Genomic DNA, 15,821 nt, shown 5'->3' on the forward strand with positions numbered 1-15,821 from the left:
GTGACAATTATGAAATTACTAGCCTTAACTTTAGGATTACTGCCACTGATGGCAATGGCAGGACAAACCATTAATGAACAAATTGATGTACCTGCAAATAAACGCATTTTTATTGAAAACCAACGTGGTGATGTACGCATTGAAGGGTGGGATAAACCACAACTTAAAATCGAAGGTGAGCTTGACGATAAAGCACAAGGCTATCGTTTAGATGTAGAAGGCAGCCGTGTTGAATTTATCGTAAAAATGCCGCGTAACTTAGGTGGCTGGAATAGCGGTGACGGCTCTCGATTGACCATTTACATGCCAAAAAGTAGTGAGCTTGAATTTGCTGGAGTGAATGTCACAGTTAGTGCTAAAGAACTTGAAGCGGGCGCAGAGATTGATACTGTTAACGGCGATATTACAGTACAAGATATTAGCGGCAACATGAGCTTTGAAACGGTAAATGGGGACGTAAATGCCCATGACCTGAACGGTGATATTCGCTTTGAAACTGTGAATGGCGAAATTAATGATAAAAACTCGCAAGGTGCTTTACGCTTTACCGCGGTGAATGGTGACATTAAGTCAAAGACCAAAGCGCAAGATGTTCGTCTTGAGAACGTAAATGGTGATATTGACTTTGCTTTTGATGCGATTAAAAAACTGCGTATTAATACGGTAAACGGTGAAGCCGAAGTTCACATTAATAAGCTACTTGATGATGCTAATATTCGTTTTGAGTCGGTTAGTGGTGATGCTGAATTTTACTTCCCTGCTAATGTGTCAGCAAAGTTTGAAATTGAAGCTCACGCTAATGGTAAAATAGTCAATGAACTCAGTGACGACAAAGCAACAAAAGCGAAGTATGGCCCATCAAGCGACTTAGAATTTAGTATTAACGGTGGAGATGCTGATATCGAAATGGATACGATTAGCGGCCGCATTGAACTTCGTAAACAGAAATAACGATTAGAGTTACAATAAAGCGGGAAGACTTCCCGCTTATACCAATCGTGTTAAGTTATTGGTCTTAAATAGCGACAGATAAATGAAGTGATAACAAGGCAGAAATTTTGACATGTAGTTACTCTACTTTAGACATTTCTAACGCAGTTAACGCTTTATTTAGCACGCTAGAATGACCAAATATTTAAGTCGATTGGTATTTACTATTTGCACAGCCTTAGCAAGTCGATAGAATAGAGCCATTCAATTTTAGTTTTGTGAAGTTATGGCCAAACCAGATAAGCAAGTCGATACGTTAAAAGTCCCTCCTCATTCAATAGAAGCTGAGCAATCTGTTTTAGGTGGTTTAATGCTTGATAATCAAGCGTTTGACCGTGTTGCTGAGTTAGTGGTTGCCCAGGATTTTTATACCCGCACTCATAAGCTGATTTTTGAAGCTATGGTAAGCCTTGCTGAAGGCGGTGATCCAATCGATTTGATCACTATTTCTGAAAGCCTTGAGAAAAATAACCAGTTAAGTAGTGTTGGTGGTTTTGCCTACCTTGCTGAAATAGCCAAGAATACGCCAAGTGCAGCAAATATTGATGCCTACGCGAATATCGTGCGTGAGCGTGCTGTTATTCGAGAAATGATTGGTGTTGCCAATGAAATTGCCGAAGCGGGTTTTAGCCCTGAAGGGCGAAATAGCCATGACCTGCTTGATTTTGCTGAAAGTAAAGTATTTAAAATTGCGGAGCAGCGTACTAAAAGTACCGAAGGCCCACAAAACTTACATAGTATTTTAGAAAAAACCGTTGATAAAATTGAAGAGCTTTACCAGTCGCCGCAAGATGGTGTAACTGGTGTGAGTACAGGCTACACCGACCTAGATAAAATGACAGCGGGTATGCAGCCTTCAGATCTTATTATTGTGGCGGCACGTCCATCGATGGGTAAAACTACCTTTGCGATGAACTTGGCTGAACATGCTGCTATGACGCAAGATAAGCCTGTACTTATTTACTCACTAGAGATGCCATCAGAGCAAATTATGATGAGGATGCTGGCATCGCTAGGTCGCATTAACCAAACTAAAGTTCGTACAGGTCAGCTTGATGATGACGATTGGGCGCGTCTATCCTCAACCATGGGCTTGTTGATGGAAAAAGGTAAGATGTATGTCGATGATGCATCGGGCCTAACACCAACGGATGTGCGCTCTCGTGCTCGTCGTATTGCTCGCGATCATGGCGGTATTAGCATGATCATGGTCGACTACCTACAGTTAATGCGTGTTCCAAGTTTGTCAGATAATCGTACGTTAGAAATTGCTGAAATCTCACGTTCATTAAAAGCACTAGCAAAAGAGCTGCAGTGTCCGGTTATTGCACTGTCTCAGCTTAACCGTACCCTAGAGCAACGTGCCGATAAACGTCCAATCAACTCCGACTTACGTGAATCAGGCTCAATCGAGCAGGATGCCGACTTAATCATGTTTATTTACCGTGATGAAGTTTATAACGAAGATAGTGCTGAAAAAGGTGTGGCAGAAATCATCATAGGTAAGCAGCGTAACGGTCCAATCGGTAAAGTACGCTTAACTTTCCAAGGCCAATTCTCGCGTTTTGATAACTACGCGGGCCCAGCTATGGACGACGAATATTAATGCGCCTAGCCATTGCCGAAATCAACCTACAAGCGCTTGCTCATAACTTAGCGCAGGTGAAGCGCTTTGCGCCCGGTTGCAAAGTAATGGCGGTGCTAAAAGCTAATGCATATGGCCATGGTTTAGTTAAAATTGCCCAATACCTAAATGATGCAGACGCATTTGCAGTCGCACGCATTGACGAAGCGTTAGCGCTGCGTGCCGGTGGGCTGACAAAACCTATTGTATTGCTTGAAGGTTTTTTTCATAAAGATGATTTACCTATCTTGCTTGCTAATAACTTTCAAACCATCATTCACGATGAAAATCAGCTCGCAACGCTTGAAAACACAGCTCTTGATGCACCTATTGCTTGCTGGTTAAAAGTTAATACTGGCATGCATCGCCTTGGTATTGCACCATCACAATTTGAGTCTTTCTACAGCCGTTTAAAAGCAAGCTCGAATGCCCGTGATGATATTAAACTAATGACCCATTTTTCTTGTGCCGATGACATCAATGATGAAAAAACCGCTCAGCAAATTGCTTTATTTGACTCATTAGCTGATGGCAAAAGCGAGCAGCATTGTCTTGCAAATTCAGCGGGAATTATTGCTTGGCCAAAAGGGCATGGCGAGTGGGTACGCCCTGGGTTGATGTTGTATGGTGTATCACCAATGCTAAATAGCATTGGTCAACAGCATGGTTTAGAGCCGGTTATGCGCTTAACTACGCGTGTTATAGCAATACGCGATGTCGATGCTAATCAATGTGTTGGTTATGGTGGTCGTTGGCATAGCGATAAACCCACTAAGCTTGCTGTGGTCGCGATGGGTTATGGTGATGGTTATCCACGTCATGCTGAGCAAGGCACACCAGTGGTTATTAAATCACAACGCTATGGCATTGTTGGTAGTGTGGCGATGGATATGATCACGGTGGATATTGGTGATAACAGCGACAACATCAAAGTCGGTGATGAAGTGATCATGTGGGGGCCAGAGCTTCCCGTAGAAGAGATTGCCCAGTGTGCGACAACCATTCCTTACGAGTTACTGTGTAATATCACCCCACGAGTAAGCTACGAGTATCAAGAGTAACTTTGTTACTCTTTAATAAAATACACGTCACTGAACCCCATTCGTGCGAATTCTTGGTCACGAAAGTTACGTACTGCTGAAGAGCCTTTTGAAGTCATTTCTACTTGCTGCTCCATCTTTAAATAGTTGGTTAAATCAATGCCTTCAGCTGCAGCGATCGCATGGTACATATCGCGGTATTTATCTTTTGCAAAATTGATTTCGCGAGGCTGGTTTTTAAATTTGTAAGTGATGCGGCGTGCCATAATGAATCCTCAATGTTTATCGCGGCTGATTTTACACTAAAAAATAGCCATAGCCATGACTTGTTAGTATAAGCGGGTTACAATGCAATACTTTTCAAAGACTCGGTAAATCATAATGAAACTTTCAGTAGAGATCAGTAAGTACCCACTACATCAAGACTACATTCCGTTTATCAAAGGTTTTATTGACCGCGTAAACAGTTACGAAGGTCTTAAAGTGATCACCAATACCTTATCAACTCAGATTTTCGGTGATTATGATTTAGTGATGTCTGTACTTAATACTGAAATCAAACGTTCTTATGAAGAGTTTGGTAAAGCTATTTTTGTCTGTAAATTCTTGCATGGTGACTTGTCGCCTAGCGAAGACTAAAATCTAAAGTAGCGCGTGTTATGGAATTTTTGAGCGAAACCTTCTCTGGCTTTACTGCCATGTCGCATTGGGAATATATTGCCGTTGCATTGTCGATGGCGTACTTACTTTTAGCGATTAAAGAAAGCTTATGGTGTTGGCCAGCCGCGTTTGTTAGCACCTTTATTTATACCGTAATGTACTGGAATGGCGCACTGTTAATGGAGTCGCTACTGAATTTTTATTATATGTATATGGCAGTGTATGGTTGGGTGGTTTGGCGTCGGGGTATAAACAATAAAGATCAACTGCCCATTATTTCATGGTCGTTAAAGCGTCATGCAGTGATTTTGTTTGCAACCTCTGTGGCCTCAGTTGCTATTGGTTTCGTGATGACCAATTACACTCACGCTGATTTTGCCTATTTAGATAGCTTTACTACGTGCTTTGCGGTGGTGACGACTTATCTTGTTGCTAAGAAGGTACTGGAAAACTGGTTGTACTGGATTGTAATTGATGCAGCGTCCATGTATTTATACTTTGAAAAAGGGTATTACCCAACCTTAGTACTTTTCGTGTTTTACACCATTATGGCCGCGTGGGGCTTTAAAACATGGTATGAAGAGTACGAACAGCATCAGGCTAAACCGCTTGCACAGTTATAGATGAAAACTGAGCAACAAATTCGCGCGCTTTTTACGCGCTTCAACTCAAATTTAGTTATTACCTCAATCAGTCCGCTGGTTGAGGGGCTAAGCAATGATAACTACTTGGTAAAAACATCAAATCAAGCTTTCTTGGTTAAGCATTATCGAGACCACTGGCCGGCGATTGGTCTTGCTGCGCAAGCCCATTTTGCAAAGCAAAGTTGCTGCCCAGCACCACTTTGGTTAGAACAAGCAACCGATACTGTTATTTTCGAATACGTGGCAGGGAACATTGCCAGCGGTGAATTTTGTAATAGCTTACTACCCGATTTAGTTAATTTACATCGTTACCCTGTGCTTACCGAGCCGATGGATATTGCGTACGAAATTAACTACTACCAGCAAACACCCCGGTACCAGCAACATGCTGAGTTAATTAGGCAGTCACTGGATTATATTGATGGTGCACCTAAAGACATGGGCTTTTGTCATAATGATTTAGTGAAAGAAAATATCATTGTGAATGAATCGGGTATGTTTTTAATCGACTTTGAATATGCCAAAAGTAACGATGTTTATTTTGATTTGGCTGCGCTGGTGGTGAGCTTTACGTTAAATGATGAGCAGCAACTAGCGTTGCTTAAACGCTATCAAGCGTTAGTGTGCGACCATCACGCGTTTAACTTATCAGTTGAAAAGCTGGCAGCGTTTCATGCGCTGTTTTTACTTTTATGTATTTGTTGGTATGAACAACGTGGAGCGGTGGATAAAGTGGCGCCACTGCTTACACAGCTTAACCACTTCATAGAAAAAGTTAAAAATTAAAGACCGCCAATTCGCTCGGCAAGTTCTTTATATTTTTTTACGTCTTCTGGATCAAACAAAGGTTCACCTTTGTCATCTTGTGATTTCGAGATCAGTAAATGTTCGCGAGCAAGACGTTTTACGCGTTCGACTTTTACACCTAAAAACTCCGCGACTTGCTCTGTAGACATTAAACTCATGATCAAATTCCCCTTACATGGCTATACAGCCACCTTGTTATTAATTTTATTAAGTATACGTTAATACCTTGGTTCTGCACGAAAGTGAAGTGTTTTAATGCAAATTGCTGAATTTATGTGCATATAAAGGTCTCGATGCTAGCATTTAGGGCAAGATGCCATTATCATTGCCGGGTTGTCATGCTGATATCGCGAGTTAGCATTGGCGACGACAAATGTGCTCTCGTGGTGAAATGGATATCACGTGGCCCTCCGGAGGCTAAGTTGCAGGTTCGATCCCTGCCGAGAGCGCCATTTGCTCTTCACTTTAATATCTTCTAAGCTCGATTTATTCCTTAAGTAATCTCAAAAAAGCCAATGACTTATCAACCTATCGACTGTGGCGACTACGATAAATACGAATTATGGTGCATGCATAAGTCCCTATTACGAATTACCTTAGTATCTGGTGAACCGTTAGAGGGAAAGGCTGAGAATCTTAAAATAATTAACCCAGAGGGCGAGCACTTAATTTTGAGCACAAAAAAAGGCGAACATGCCGTTCGCCTTGATTTAATTAAAAAGGTTGTCGAGCTATAGCCATTTCTTATTTTTAAAGTAAATGCCAATCCCTACGGTAAGCACCACCAAGAAAATAATAAACAAACTAAATGCATAAGGGCTTTCAGTGCCCGGAATACCACCTACGTTTACACCCAGTAAACCTGTTAAGAAGCCGAGTGGTAAAAATAGTGCTGCAACCACCGACATTACATACATACGTTGATTTAGTTGCTCAGACACTTGGCTTGTAATTGCTTGTTGAATAATTTGCGCACGTTCAATTGAGCTATCTAGCTCTTCTAAGTAACGGATCAACATATTGGTTGTTTCGTTTAAGCGTGCCTTATCGTCTTCATCTAACCACTTATACTTATTGTTTAATAAAGTGATAAGAGCTTCTTTTTGTGGTCTTAAATAACGTTTTAACGCGATTGTCTGGCGGCGTATTTGTGCTAATGATTGATGATCAAAGCCTTTATTAGGTTCGTCAATTTCATCTTCAAAGCCATCGAGTGTGTCATCTAAACTGTCAATAACAGCTTGCATACGCGACGTTAGGTTTTGCGCCAATTGGCAAACTAATTCAGAGATTGAACATGGGCCATTGCTGCCATCGAACGACTCAACAACATCTTGCACCGATAATAAACGGCGCTTACGCGTTGTGATCACGATGTTTTCGTTAATGAATAAGCGTAACGAGACCATGTCTTCTGGGCTTTGCGCAGGGTTTAAGTTAACCCCACGCAAAAATAGCATATTACCATGAGTGACTTTGCTTAAACGTGGACGTGTCTCATCAGCAATCAGGGACTCAAGCTCGAAATCTGTTAATAAGTTACTCTGCTCAAGCCATTCAACGGCCTCAGCTTGGCTATAGTCCATGTGCACCCAAAGTTTTCCGTGTTCAGGTTGCCAATTTTGCAGCTCAGTACTATTTTCAATAGCACGTGCACCGCCTTGTTCGTCTAAAATTAAGACATGAAGTAACCCATTGATCATATTGAACTCTCGTTTTACAAATAGTGCGATATAGTTGATGATAGTTTAGCCTACGTCAATTAAATCGACTTATCGAGTGGATAAATATATTTCGTTGGTGTTTCTAGCTCCGTAGCGTATAAGACACTTTTTTAAAGAGGGCACATTAATGAGCGCAAAAATTATTGTTGGCTGGCGAGAATGGCTTGGTCTGCCTGAACTGGGAATCGAAAAAATCAAAGCAAAAGTTGATACCGGAGCAAGAACCTCATGTATTCATGCTTTTGACATTGAGGAATTTTCAGAAAATGGCGAAGCATGGGTGAAATTTTCTACCCATCCTCTACAAGACGATGTAGAAACAACGGTAGATTGTCGCGCCAAAGTAGTTGAGCGTAAGTATGTGACCAGTTCAAGCGGTCAGCGTGAGCTACGCTACTTTATTGAAACAAAATTAGTCGCAGGAACCCAAAGCTGGCCTGTAAGGGTGACTTTAAGTAACCGTTCAACAATGAAGTTTAGAATGTTGTTAGGGCGTACAGCAATGGAAAATCGCATAGTCGTTGATCCGGCTTTATCTCATTTATTATAGAAAAAGGACTTATCACACGTTGCTACGTGTATGAGTTTATCAGTTAAGGTTTTTAACTATGAAACTTGGTATTTTATCTCGCAACAAAAATTTATATTCAACACGTCGCTTAATTGAAGCTGCAGAGCAGCGCGGCCATGAAGTGAAAGTAATTGATGCACTTCGTTGTTATATGAATATCAATTCAGAGCAGCCAGAAATTCATTACCGTGGTGAAAATTTAAAAGATTTTGATGCTATCGTGCCGCGTATTGGTTCATCAGTGACCTTTTATGGCTGTGCGGTATTACGTCAGTTTGAAATGATGGGTGTATTCCCTGTCAATGAATCAGTGGCGATCACTCGCTCGCGCGATAAGTTACGTTCACTACAGCTACTTTCGCGTAAAGGTGTAGGTATGCCAGTGACAGGCTTTGCAAGTAAACCAGATGATGTAAAAGACTTACTAAGTATGGTGGGTGGCACACCAGTCGTTATTAAGCTACTTGAAGGTACGCAAGGTATCGGTGTGGTATTAGCTGAAACACGCAAAGCTGCAGAAAGTGTAATCGAAGCATTTATGGGCTTAAAAGCCAATATCATGGTGCAAGAATACATTAAAGAAGCGGGCGGTGCTGACATTCGCTGCTTCGTACTAGGCGATAAAGTAATTGCGGCGATGAAGCGTCAAGCGCAAGAAGGTGAGTTCCGTTCTAACTTACACCGTGGTGGTAGTGCGACTTTGGTTCGTATTACTCCAGAAGAAAGAAAAACAGCGGTTGCAGCTGCTAAAGCGATGGGCTTAAACGTAGCGGGTGTTGATTTACTTCGCTCTGCACGTGGTCCGTTGGTCATGGAAGTAAACTCATCACCAGGCCTTGAAGGTATTGAAGTTGCAACCGGTAAAGACATTGCAGGCATGATTGTCGAGTTTATTGAAAAAACAGCGGCATCAAAAAGAACAGCAACTCGTGGTAAAGGTTAAGTAATATAAGCGCTCTATTAAAAGGAAAAGTGCGTGGCTAAGGTTAAGAAAAATACACCGTTTTCAATTTTAGGTGATACGGTGGGTGTTGGCGAACGTAAAACATTTGCGATTGAAGCTGCCAAGCTTTACACCCACTCGCCGTTAAATATTCCAATTGAAGTCGTCAATGGTGTGCAGCAAGGGCCTGTATTAATGGTATGTGCTGCAATTCACGGTGATGAGCTCAATGGTGTTGAGGTTGTTAGGCAGTTGCTTGCTAAAATCGACCCAGAGCAATTGCGCGGTACTATTATTGCGGTACCGATTGTGAATGTGTTTGGCTTTATTCACAAGTCACGCTATTTACCAGACCGCCGTGACATGAACCGCAGTTTTCCGGGCTCAACACGAGGCTCGTTAGCAGGGCGAATGGCGAATGCTTTTTTTACTCAAGTTGCAATGCATTGTACGCATATTATTGATTTACATACGGGCGCAATTCACCGAACTAACTTGCCGCAAATTCGCGCTAATTTGAGTGACCCTGCAACGGCTGCGATGGCAAAAGCTTTTGGCACGCCAGCGGTGATTGATGCGTCACTTCGTAATGGTTCATTACGCAGTGAAGCGGCCAATTTAGGAATACCCGTTATTACCTATGAAGCCGGCGAAGCGCTACGCTTTGACCCAATTGCAATTGCTGCAGGTGTGCAAGGTGTTGACTATGTGATGCGCCATTTAAAAATGGTGCGCGGCAAGCGAGCTAAAAAGCTGCCAGAACCGGTAATTGCAAGCTCAACAAGTTGGATACGTGCCGAAGTTGACGGTATTGTTCGTGCACAGGTATCACTGGGTGAGCGAGTAATGAAAGGGCAGGTACTTGCCTATATAAGCAGCCCACTTGGTGATGCTGAGCTTGAGTTACTGGCGCCACGCAGTGGTATCGTAATAGGTCAGCAAACCATGCCGCTTGTCAACGAGGGAGATGCCGTGTTCCACCTTGCTTACTTTGCTCACGCAAACAGCCTAGTTGAACAACAGCTCGAAAACTTTATTGATGAAATAAGTGATATTGAAGACGAGTTAAAAACCGCAGAGTTAAATAACTAGCCGTTTAATCAAAATATTAAAAAGCCGCAAATTGCGGCTTTTATTTTTTTGGGCCTAAAATACGTTTTATGGTTGGCGCTTTAGTCGCTGTAGGTGGGTTTTTTAACACCATCACAGGGCGGGTGACAAAGATGTTGTTTGGGTAAATCACTTTGTGACCATCAACATGCTCAAGCACTACGTTCATCAAGCCCATTTCAATAATGCGGCCTTCTAAGAAGTTTGCACCGTCAATCACTCTCACCCAAAAGCCAACGCGACAGTCGTTTTGAATAAACATGAGTAAGAAAGCTGTTAGGTTACTCAGCAACGACCAGGCAGCAAAAAGCGCGACACCCAGCATGGCAAAAATTGATGAGCCTAGTACTAACAAGCCGCGCAGTTCTATACCCCAAAAAACCAAGACTAAACACAGCATGACAATAGCAAGAATGATATTGAGCAACAGCTCGGCACGGTATTCACGATGCGGATCAGCTTTGCCTTTAATTGCTTTTAAAAGCAGTTTTTTAGTGGTTTTACGCAGTAGCGGGTAGAGCAAGATCGCAATGATAGTTACGATTAAGTGGTATTGCTCATTAAAGAATTCGACGAAGTCCAAAAGGGATCCTAAGTTAAATATTTTTCATATCGATTCTAGCTTTTTAGCTTAACAATAACACTACCTTAAAAGGTATTTTTAACTGTTACTAGCCATTGCACTGAGTCAATATCGTCATCTTGTTTATTAATTGGTGCGGCAATATCTAGGTGAATAACAGTACCGGCATTTGCTCTACTTGGTGCTAAGCGCAGACCTAAACCCACATTTTGTAGCACGCCTCCATTCGTGCCATTATCTTTGTCGTTATACCAAGCTCTACCAATATCATAGAACGCGGCACCACCAACTTTGAACAATTGTAATAAGTCATACTCCCAGTAGTAGCGCTTCTCTAAAGTCACTAAAAAGCTACGGTCGCCTACTTGGTAGTCTAGCGGGTAACCACGTAGGCCGTTCTCACCACCAATAGTAAGCTGTTTATCAGCAGTCAGGTTTTCAGCATATTGTAAGCGTACTTTGGCGTACCAGCTTTGTCTAAGTGTGGTATTTAGGTAGTACTGTAGTTGCGTGCTGGCAAACAGGTTTTCGACATCATCGATTTCTTCATTCCAGTAGCCATCAAGGTCTGCCTTAAAACGCCATAACTGGTTGTCTCCAGAGTAATGCGCTTTTGATAACGATAACGAATAAATAGTGCGGCTGGCATCGTCGCTAAAATCTTTACTTGAATAACCTAATAAAGCATGAATATTCCAACCGAGGTTTAAATCTTCTGTACGGTAGATGCTATCGAAGTTTCTCACCTTAACGTAATGATCTTCAAACCATTGGCCACTAATGTAGGGGTAACTCAGGGTACGGTCTTCAGCAATTGGGAAGCGCGTGAATGGCGTTTCTTTAAAGGTTTCTTCGCGGTTTTCGATGCCAAGCTTAATACGTTGAGTCCAGCTATTACCAAGTTGTGATGAGTGACCAAAGTAAGCGCGGTTTAGTACCGTTTTTTGTTCAAACTCATTGACCACATCACCTCGGTAATAAAGTGACTCTCGACGTTGATCTGAGTAACTTGTAACACCGTAACTGTATGGCGTATCTATTGAGAAAAACGGGTAGCTTACATCGAGGTAATGACGCTTACCGTCGTCGTTATCTGAGTATTCAAAACGGCCTTGATACCGGCTCGAGAAAATATGCGGATCGTCATAAACAAATAGGTAACCTGTTCGGTCTGCATCACGGGTGCGACTAAATGAGACCCGCTTACCCCAACCCAAAAAGTTAGATTCACGAAACCCGATACTCGACTCATTTTCTCCGCCACTGCGGCTAAAGCTTATTTCTGGTAATAAGGTCCACAGATCGCGAGTAATTACTTTTACATGTACGTTGCCATCACAATCAAGCTTTGCGTTGATACGTGCATCATATAGATAACCTTGTTTACGCAGCAATCGCTCAGACTCTAACAATTTACGTGGGTTATACACATCACCTTCTTCGAACAATAAAACGCTGTGTATTACATTAGGTTCTGTGGTCATGTGAGCCCGATTGGCAAAGCGGAATAAAAAGTTATTTTCTTCTTCAAGCTCAGTGTTAAAGACGTTTAGTTGTTCAAGTTCAATGGAGACTATTTTACGGTTATTAGCAGCATCGGGGAGTGGGTTGTCGGCATCGAGCTGGCGGCGTAAGTTATTATCTTGTGATTTAAGTGTGCGTTGGTTTTGACAATAATTACTATCGTCAGTAAATAACTGCTCTGCATGAACATTTGCTGCTATGCAGATTGGTAATAGTGTTATTAACCTAGCAACAAAGTGCGACTTCTTAAATCCCATTTACACCCTTAGTTGAGTATGTCCTATACAACTACTACATACTAAGCGAGGTAAAAAGTCTAGCTTATTATTGTAATTGCGCGACTAAATACTGATGAAGTTGTGGTAAAGCTGCACTGGCTTCTATGCCCTCAGCATTAATCCAAATACTTTCACTGTAATGTTCAAAGTTTAGATTAAAACTATGATCTGTAAAGTGAAAGCGTAATTGATGACGATCAGCGCCAGCATCAAAATCAGCGGTTGTTATTGCTGGAGCGTGTAAGAAAAGCGTAGCCCAAAGTTCAAAGTCTTCGTCGTGTGGCAGCTCATTCGACGTTACGAGAATAATTTCATGCTCGGCATCATACGTTAGTTCAGTCATAGCAGTCCTAATTAGCGGCAAGATAGTCGCGAATGGTATTTAAAAATGGTGCGCCGTACTTATTTAGTTTAGTAAAACCAACTCCCGATACCTTTAAAAACTCACTGTCGTTGGTTGGCATTAACTGCGCCATTTCTGCAAGGGTTTTATCATTGAATACCACATAAGGTGGCACATCATCGGCATCTGCCAACTCTTTACGTAAGGCGCGTAATTTAGCAAACAGCTTTTTGTCGTAATTAAACTGGGCGAGTTTATCTTGGTATACATGTTTCGCCTGTAATCGAGGTTCAGCAAGTTGCAGTGCATATTCACTTTTAAGAACCGCACGGGCGGCTTCTGTTAAGCGTAATGAAGAGCCCTGGGTAATGTCTTGGCTTAATAATCCTTGATGGATGAGTTGCCTTAAAATACTGAGCCAAAATTCCACACTGTGCTCTTTTCCTATGCCATAAGTACTAAGCTGGTGGTGATTGTTATCACGAATGCGGCTAGTGTTTGCGCCGCGCAGCAGCTCAACGATATAACCAATCCCAAACCGTTGCTCAGCACGATACACACACGACAAAGCTTGTTGTGCGACAAGTGTGCCATCAAAGCTAGTGGGTGGGTTTAAGCAAATGTCACAGTTGCCACAGGTTTCGCGCTTATATTCACTAAAATAATTGAGCAAAATTTGTCTACGGCATGTTTGCGCTTCCGCAAAGCTGGCCATAGCATTAAAGCGCTGTTCTTCAACACGACGACGTTGTTCGTCTTCGATATCTTCAAAAAAGCGGCGTACGCGGCCTATGTCTGCCGGGTCAAAATACATAATGGCTTCTGCAGCCAAACCATCACGACCAGCACGACCGGTTTCTTGGTAATAAGCTTCGATACTTTTTGGAATATCGTAATGCACCACAAAACGTACGTTAGGTTTATTAATTCCCATGCCAAAGGCAACAGTTGCAACCACAATTTGAATATCGTCACGGGCAAAGCCTGATTGCACAAATTGGCGTTGCTCGTTACTCATACCTGCATGGTAGGCTGCGGCATTAAATCCTGCATCAGCAAGTTTTTCGGCTACATCATCAACCCGTTTACGGCTGGTGCAATAAATAATACCACTTTGATTTTGCTGTTCTTTTAAATAACGAAGTAGTTGCACCATAGGTTTGAATTTTTCTTCTATGGTGTAACGAATGTTAGGTCTATCGAAGCTACCAGTATGCACGTAAGGGTGGTTAAGCTGAAGTTGTTCAATAATATCGTAACGGGTTGCTTTATCTGCCGTTGCTGTAAGTGCCATCATAGGCACATGTGTAAAGCGTTGCTTTAATTCGTTGAGTCTACAGTAATGCGGTCTAAAGTCATGACCCCAATGCGACACACAGTGAGCTTCATCAATCGCAAAGAGTGCGAGTTTTAAATGACTTAAACGCTCTAAAAATTCGTGTTGCAGTACTTTTTCAGGTGCTACATACAACAGCTTAATTTGCCCGTAGTGCAATTGTTGATAGACAGCTTGTTGCTCTTCAAAAGGCAGGCTGTTATTGATGTATGCCGCTTGTACGCCGAGTGCTCTTAGTTGGGCTACTTGGTCTTGCATCAAGGAAATAAGCGGCGAGATAACCACAGTCACACCATCGAGGATCAAAGCAGGCACTTGATAGCACAATGATTTGCCCCCACCAGTTGGTAGGAGTACAAGCGAGTCTTGTCCGTCTAGCGCAGCGGCTATAATCGCTTCTTGGCCATCACGAAAATCCTTGTAACCAAACACTTGTTTGAGTACGGCTTGTGGTGATCGAACGGGTGTGTTGGACGTTGCGGTATTGGTATTCATCGCCGAGCATTTTAGTGGTTTTTTATTGCGATGTCTTTAGCAATATACCCAAACGACCTTAAAATGCAGAATTCAGCGTTTCACAGGTGCTTAATATCAAGGCGTTACTTTGCAACAATGGCAGTCCCTTTTAAGAAGTAAATACATGGGTTTATTTAGCGCGTTTTGGTTGCGTCACTGCTGAGGGGGCGTAAAATAAGGTTTTTAAACTATAAAGCCAAACTTATGCCTACCAACATTGAGCAGCGAAAAGGCGTCATTTTCGCTTGTTTAGCCTTTTTTATGTGGGGTCTTGCGCCCATTTACTTTAAGTTTCTACAGCAGATTTCTGCTTTTGAAATCTTAATGCACCGTGTTATTTGGTCGGTGTTGTTTTTACTTCTTATCATTGCTGCTCGTCATCAATGGCAGCGTATTCGTGTGGTTCTTGGACAGCCTAAATTACTATTGATGTTGGTGATAACAGCAAGCTTACTAGGCTTTAACTGGGGCTTATTTATTTGGGCAGTGAACAATAATCATATGCTTGATGCCAGTTTAGGTTATTACATAAATCCATTACTCAATGTGTTATTGGGTATGTTGTTTTTAGGTGAGCGGCTGCGTAAATGGCAAGGTGTTGCGGTTGGTCTAGCGCTTTGTGGTGTGTTGCTACAGCTTGTGAGCTTTGGTTCATTCCCCGTAGTTGCTTTCTCGCTGGCTAGCTCGTTTGCTATTTATGGTCTATTACGTAAAAAGTTACCAATCGAGTCATTACCAGGATTATTGCTCGAAGCGCTTATTTTATTACCTGTTGCACTTATTTATTGGTGGTTGATGGCGCCATCAGCAAGCTCTGATTTAACTGCAAATGATTGGCACATTAACTTATTACTCATTAGTGCCGGTGTGGTGACAACTTTACCACTGTTATGTTTTACCGGTGCCGCAAAGCGCCTGCAATACAGTACGCTTGGCTTCTTTCAGTACATAGGCCCAAGTTTAATGTTTATGCTTGCCGTGGCGTTTTACGGTGAAGTATTTGATGCTGAGCGTGTGGTGACTTTTGCGTGTATTTGGAGTGCTTTAGCATTATTCAGCTGGGATTCGTATCGTCAAAGTCGAAAGCAACGCAAAGCGCAGTTAGAGGCAGTGACTAAGCCTGTATAG

Annotated in this window: 18 protein-coding genes and 1 tRNA gene; 12 read left to right on the plus strand and 7 right to left on the minus strand. The window is 42.2% G+C overall.

The window, feature by feature from the left end; all coding sequences use genetic code 11:
- Window positions 1-9: 9 nt before the first annotated feature.
- The 3 genes from J8Z25_RS02675 (at window position 10) to alr (ending at window position 3,675) form a co-directional block, all read left to right on the plus strand.
- A complete protein-coding gene (locus tag J8Z25_RS02675; protein WP_130049747.1) occupies window positions 10-951 on the plus strand; it encodes a DUF4097 family beta strand repeat-containing protein in 942 nt (313 codons plus the stop codon).
- A gap of 265 nt (window positions 952-1,216) precedes the next feature.
- Window positions 1,217-2,596, plus strand: a complete 1,380-nt coding sequence (dnaB, locus tag J8Z25_RS02680) for a replicative DNA helicase (RefSeq protein WP_130049746.1) — start codon at window positions 1,217-1,219, stop codon at window positions 2,594-2,596.
- Complete coding sequence (gene alr / locus J8Z25_RS02685; RefSeq protein WP_130049745.1) at window positions 2,596-3,675, plus strand: alanine racemase; 1,080 nt, start codon at window positions 2,596-2,598, stop codon at window positions 3,673-3,675. Before dnaB ends, alr begins: the two co-directional genes overlap by 1 nt.
- A gap of 5 nt (window positions 3,676-3,680) precedes the next feature.
- Here the strand turns inward: alr and J8Z25_RS02690 are convergent, their stop codons facing one another.
- Window positions 3,681-3,920: a DUF2960 domain-containing protein gene (locus tag J8Z25_RS02690; protein WP_062567354.1), complete on the minus strand. Its 240-nt coding sequence runs from the start codon at window positions 3,918-3,920 to the stop codon at window positions 3,681-3,683.
- A gap of 115 nt (window positions 3,921-4,035) precedes the next feature.
- Between J8Z25_RS02690 and J8Z25_RS02695 the strand changes: the two genes are divergently transcribed.
- From J8Z25_RS02695 to J8Z25_RS02705, 3 genes are read left to right on the plus strand one after another with little or no spacing between them, the layout of a single operon-like run.
- On the plus strand, window positions 4,036-4,293 hold the full coding sequence (locus J8Z25_RS02695) for a YkoF family thiamine/hydroxymethylpyrimidine-binding protein (RefSeq protein ID WP_054563401.1): 258 nt from the start codon (window positions 4,036-4,038) through the stop codon (window positions 4,291-4,293).
- A 20-nt stretch (window positions 4,294-4,313) separates the two neighbouring features.
- The gene (gene pnuC, locus J8Z25_RS02700) at window positions 4,314-4,937 is read left to right on the plus strand and encodes a nicotinamide riboside transporter PnuC (protein WP_130049744.1); all 624 of its coding nucleotides are present in this window, start codon (window positions 4,314-4,316) and stop codon (window positions 4,935-4,937) included.
- Window positions 4,938-5,744 (plus strand): phosphotransferase family protein, encoded by an 807-nt coding sequence (locus J8Z25_RS02705; protein WP_250661639.1) that lies wholly within the window; start codon window positions 4,938-4,940, stop codon window positions 5,742-5,744. It abuts the gene before it with no gap.
- Here the strand turns inward: J8Z25_RS02705 and J8Z25_RS02710 are convergent.
- Complete coding sequence (locus J8Z25_RS02710) at window positions 5,741-5,923, minus strand: helix-turn-helix domain-containing protein (protein WP_054563404.1); 183 nt, start codon at window positions 5,921-5,923, stop codon at window positions 5,741-5,743. The two genes, J8Z25_RS02705 and J8Z25_RS02710, sit on opposite strands and share 4 nt — an antisense overlap.
- A gap of 219 nt (window positions 5,924-6,142) precedes the next feature.
- Between J8Z25_RS02710 and J8Z25_RS02715 the strand changes: the two genes are divergently transcribed.
- Window positions 6,143-6,217, plus strand: a tRNA-Arg gene (locus tag J8Z25_RS02715).
- Between the two features lie 63 nt (window positions 6,218-6,280).
- A complete protein-coding gene (locus tag J8Z25_RS02720; protein ID WP_167659156.1) occupies window positions 6,281-6,502 on the plus strand; it encodes a Rho-binding antiterminator in 222 nt (73 codons plus the stop codon).
- Here the strand turns inward: J8Z25_RS02720 and zntB are convergent.
- A complete protein-coding gene (gene zntB, locus J8Z25_RS02725; protein WP_130049741.1) occupies window positions 6,497-7,468 on the minus strand; it encodes a zinc transporter ZntB in 972 nt (323 codons plus the stop codon). The two genes, J8Z25_RS02720 and zntB, sit on opposite strands and share 6 nt — an antisense overlap.
- Window positions 7,469-7,616: 148 nt before the next feature.
- On the opposite strand from zntB, the gene J8Z25_RS02730 reads away from it, so the two are divergent.
- From J8Z25_RS02730 to J8Z25_RS02740, 3 genes are read left to right on the plus strand one after another with little or no spacing between them, the layout of a single operon-like run.
- Entirely contained in the window at window positions 7,617-8,039 is a 423-nt protein-coding gene (locus tag J8Z25_RS02730; protein ID WP_250661640.1) for an ATP-dependent zinc protease family protein, read from the plus strand.
- Between the two features lie 58 nt (window positions 8,040-8,097).
- The gene (rimK, locus tag J8Z25_RS02735) at window positions 8,098-9,003 is read left to right on the plus strand and encodes a 30S ribosomal protein S6--L-glutamate ligase (RefSeq protein ID WP_250661641.1); all 906 of its coding nucleotides are present in this window, start codon (window positions 8,098-8,100) and stop codon (window positions 9,001-9,003) included.
- A gap of 33 nt (window positions 9,004-9,036) precedes the next feature.
- Window positions 9,037-10,095 (plus strand): succinylglutamate desuccinylase/aspartoacylase family protein, encoded by a 1,059-nt coding sequence (locus J8Z25_RS02740; protein ID WP_130049739.1) that lies wholly within the window; start codon window positions 9,037-9,039, stop codon window positions 10,093-10,095.
- A 40-nt stretch (window positions 10,096-10,135) separates the two neighbouring features.
- Here the strand turns inward: J8Z25_RS02740 and J8Z25_RS02745 are convergent, their stop codons facing one another.
- From J8Z25_RS02745 to recQ, 4 genes are all read right to left on the minus strand, one after another.
- Window positions 10,136-10,696, minus strand: a complete 561-nt coding sequence (locus J8Z25_RS02745; protein WP_105174932.1) for a mechanosensitive ion channel domain-containing protein — start codon at window positions 10,694-10,696, stop codon at window positions 10,136-10,138.
- Window positions 10,697-10,761: 65 nt separating this feature from the next.
- Entirely contained in the window at window positions 10,762-12,477 is a 1,716-nt protein-coding gene (locus tag J8Z25_RS02750) for a BamA/TamA family outer membrane protein (RefSeq protein ID WP_167659155.1), read from the minus strand.
- Window positions 12,478-12,544: 67 nt separating this feature from the next.
- Complete coding sequence (locus tag J8Z25_RS02755) at window positions 12,545-12,841, minus strand: DUF3630 family protein (RefSeq protein ID WP_130049737.1); 297 nt, start codon at window positions 12,839-12,841, stop codon at window positions 12,545-12,547.
- A 7-nt stretch (window positions 12,842-12,848) separates the two neighbouring features.
- A complete protein-coding gene (recQ, locus tag J8Z25_RS02760; RefSeq protein ID WP_130049736.1) occupies window positions 12,849-14,672 on the minus strand; it encodes a DNA helicase RecQ in 1,824 nt (607 codons plus the stop codon).
- 225 nt (window positions 14,673-14,897) lie between these two features.
- Between recQ and rarD the strand changes: the two genes are divergently transcribed.
- Entirely contained in the window at window positions 14,898-15,821 is a 924-nt protein-coding gene (gene rarD / locus J8Z25_RS02765) for an EamA family transporter RarD (RefSeq protein WP_130052203.1), read from the plus strand.

Origin of the sequence: Pseudoalteromonas sp. SCSIO 43101 (assembly GCF_023650775.1) — a bacterium.
GTDB classification, from domain to species: Bacteria; Pseudomonadota; Gammaproteobacteria; order Enterobacterales; family Alteromonadaceae; genus Pseudoalteromonas; species Pseudoalteromonas apostichopi.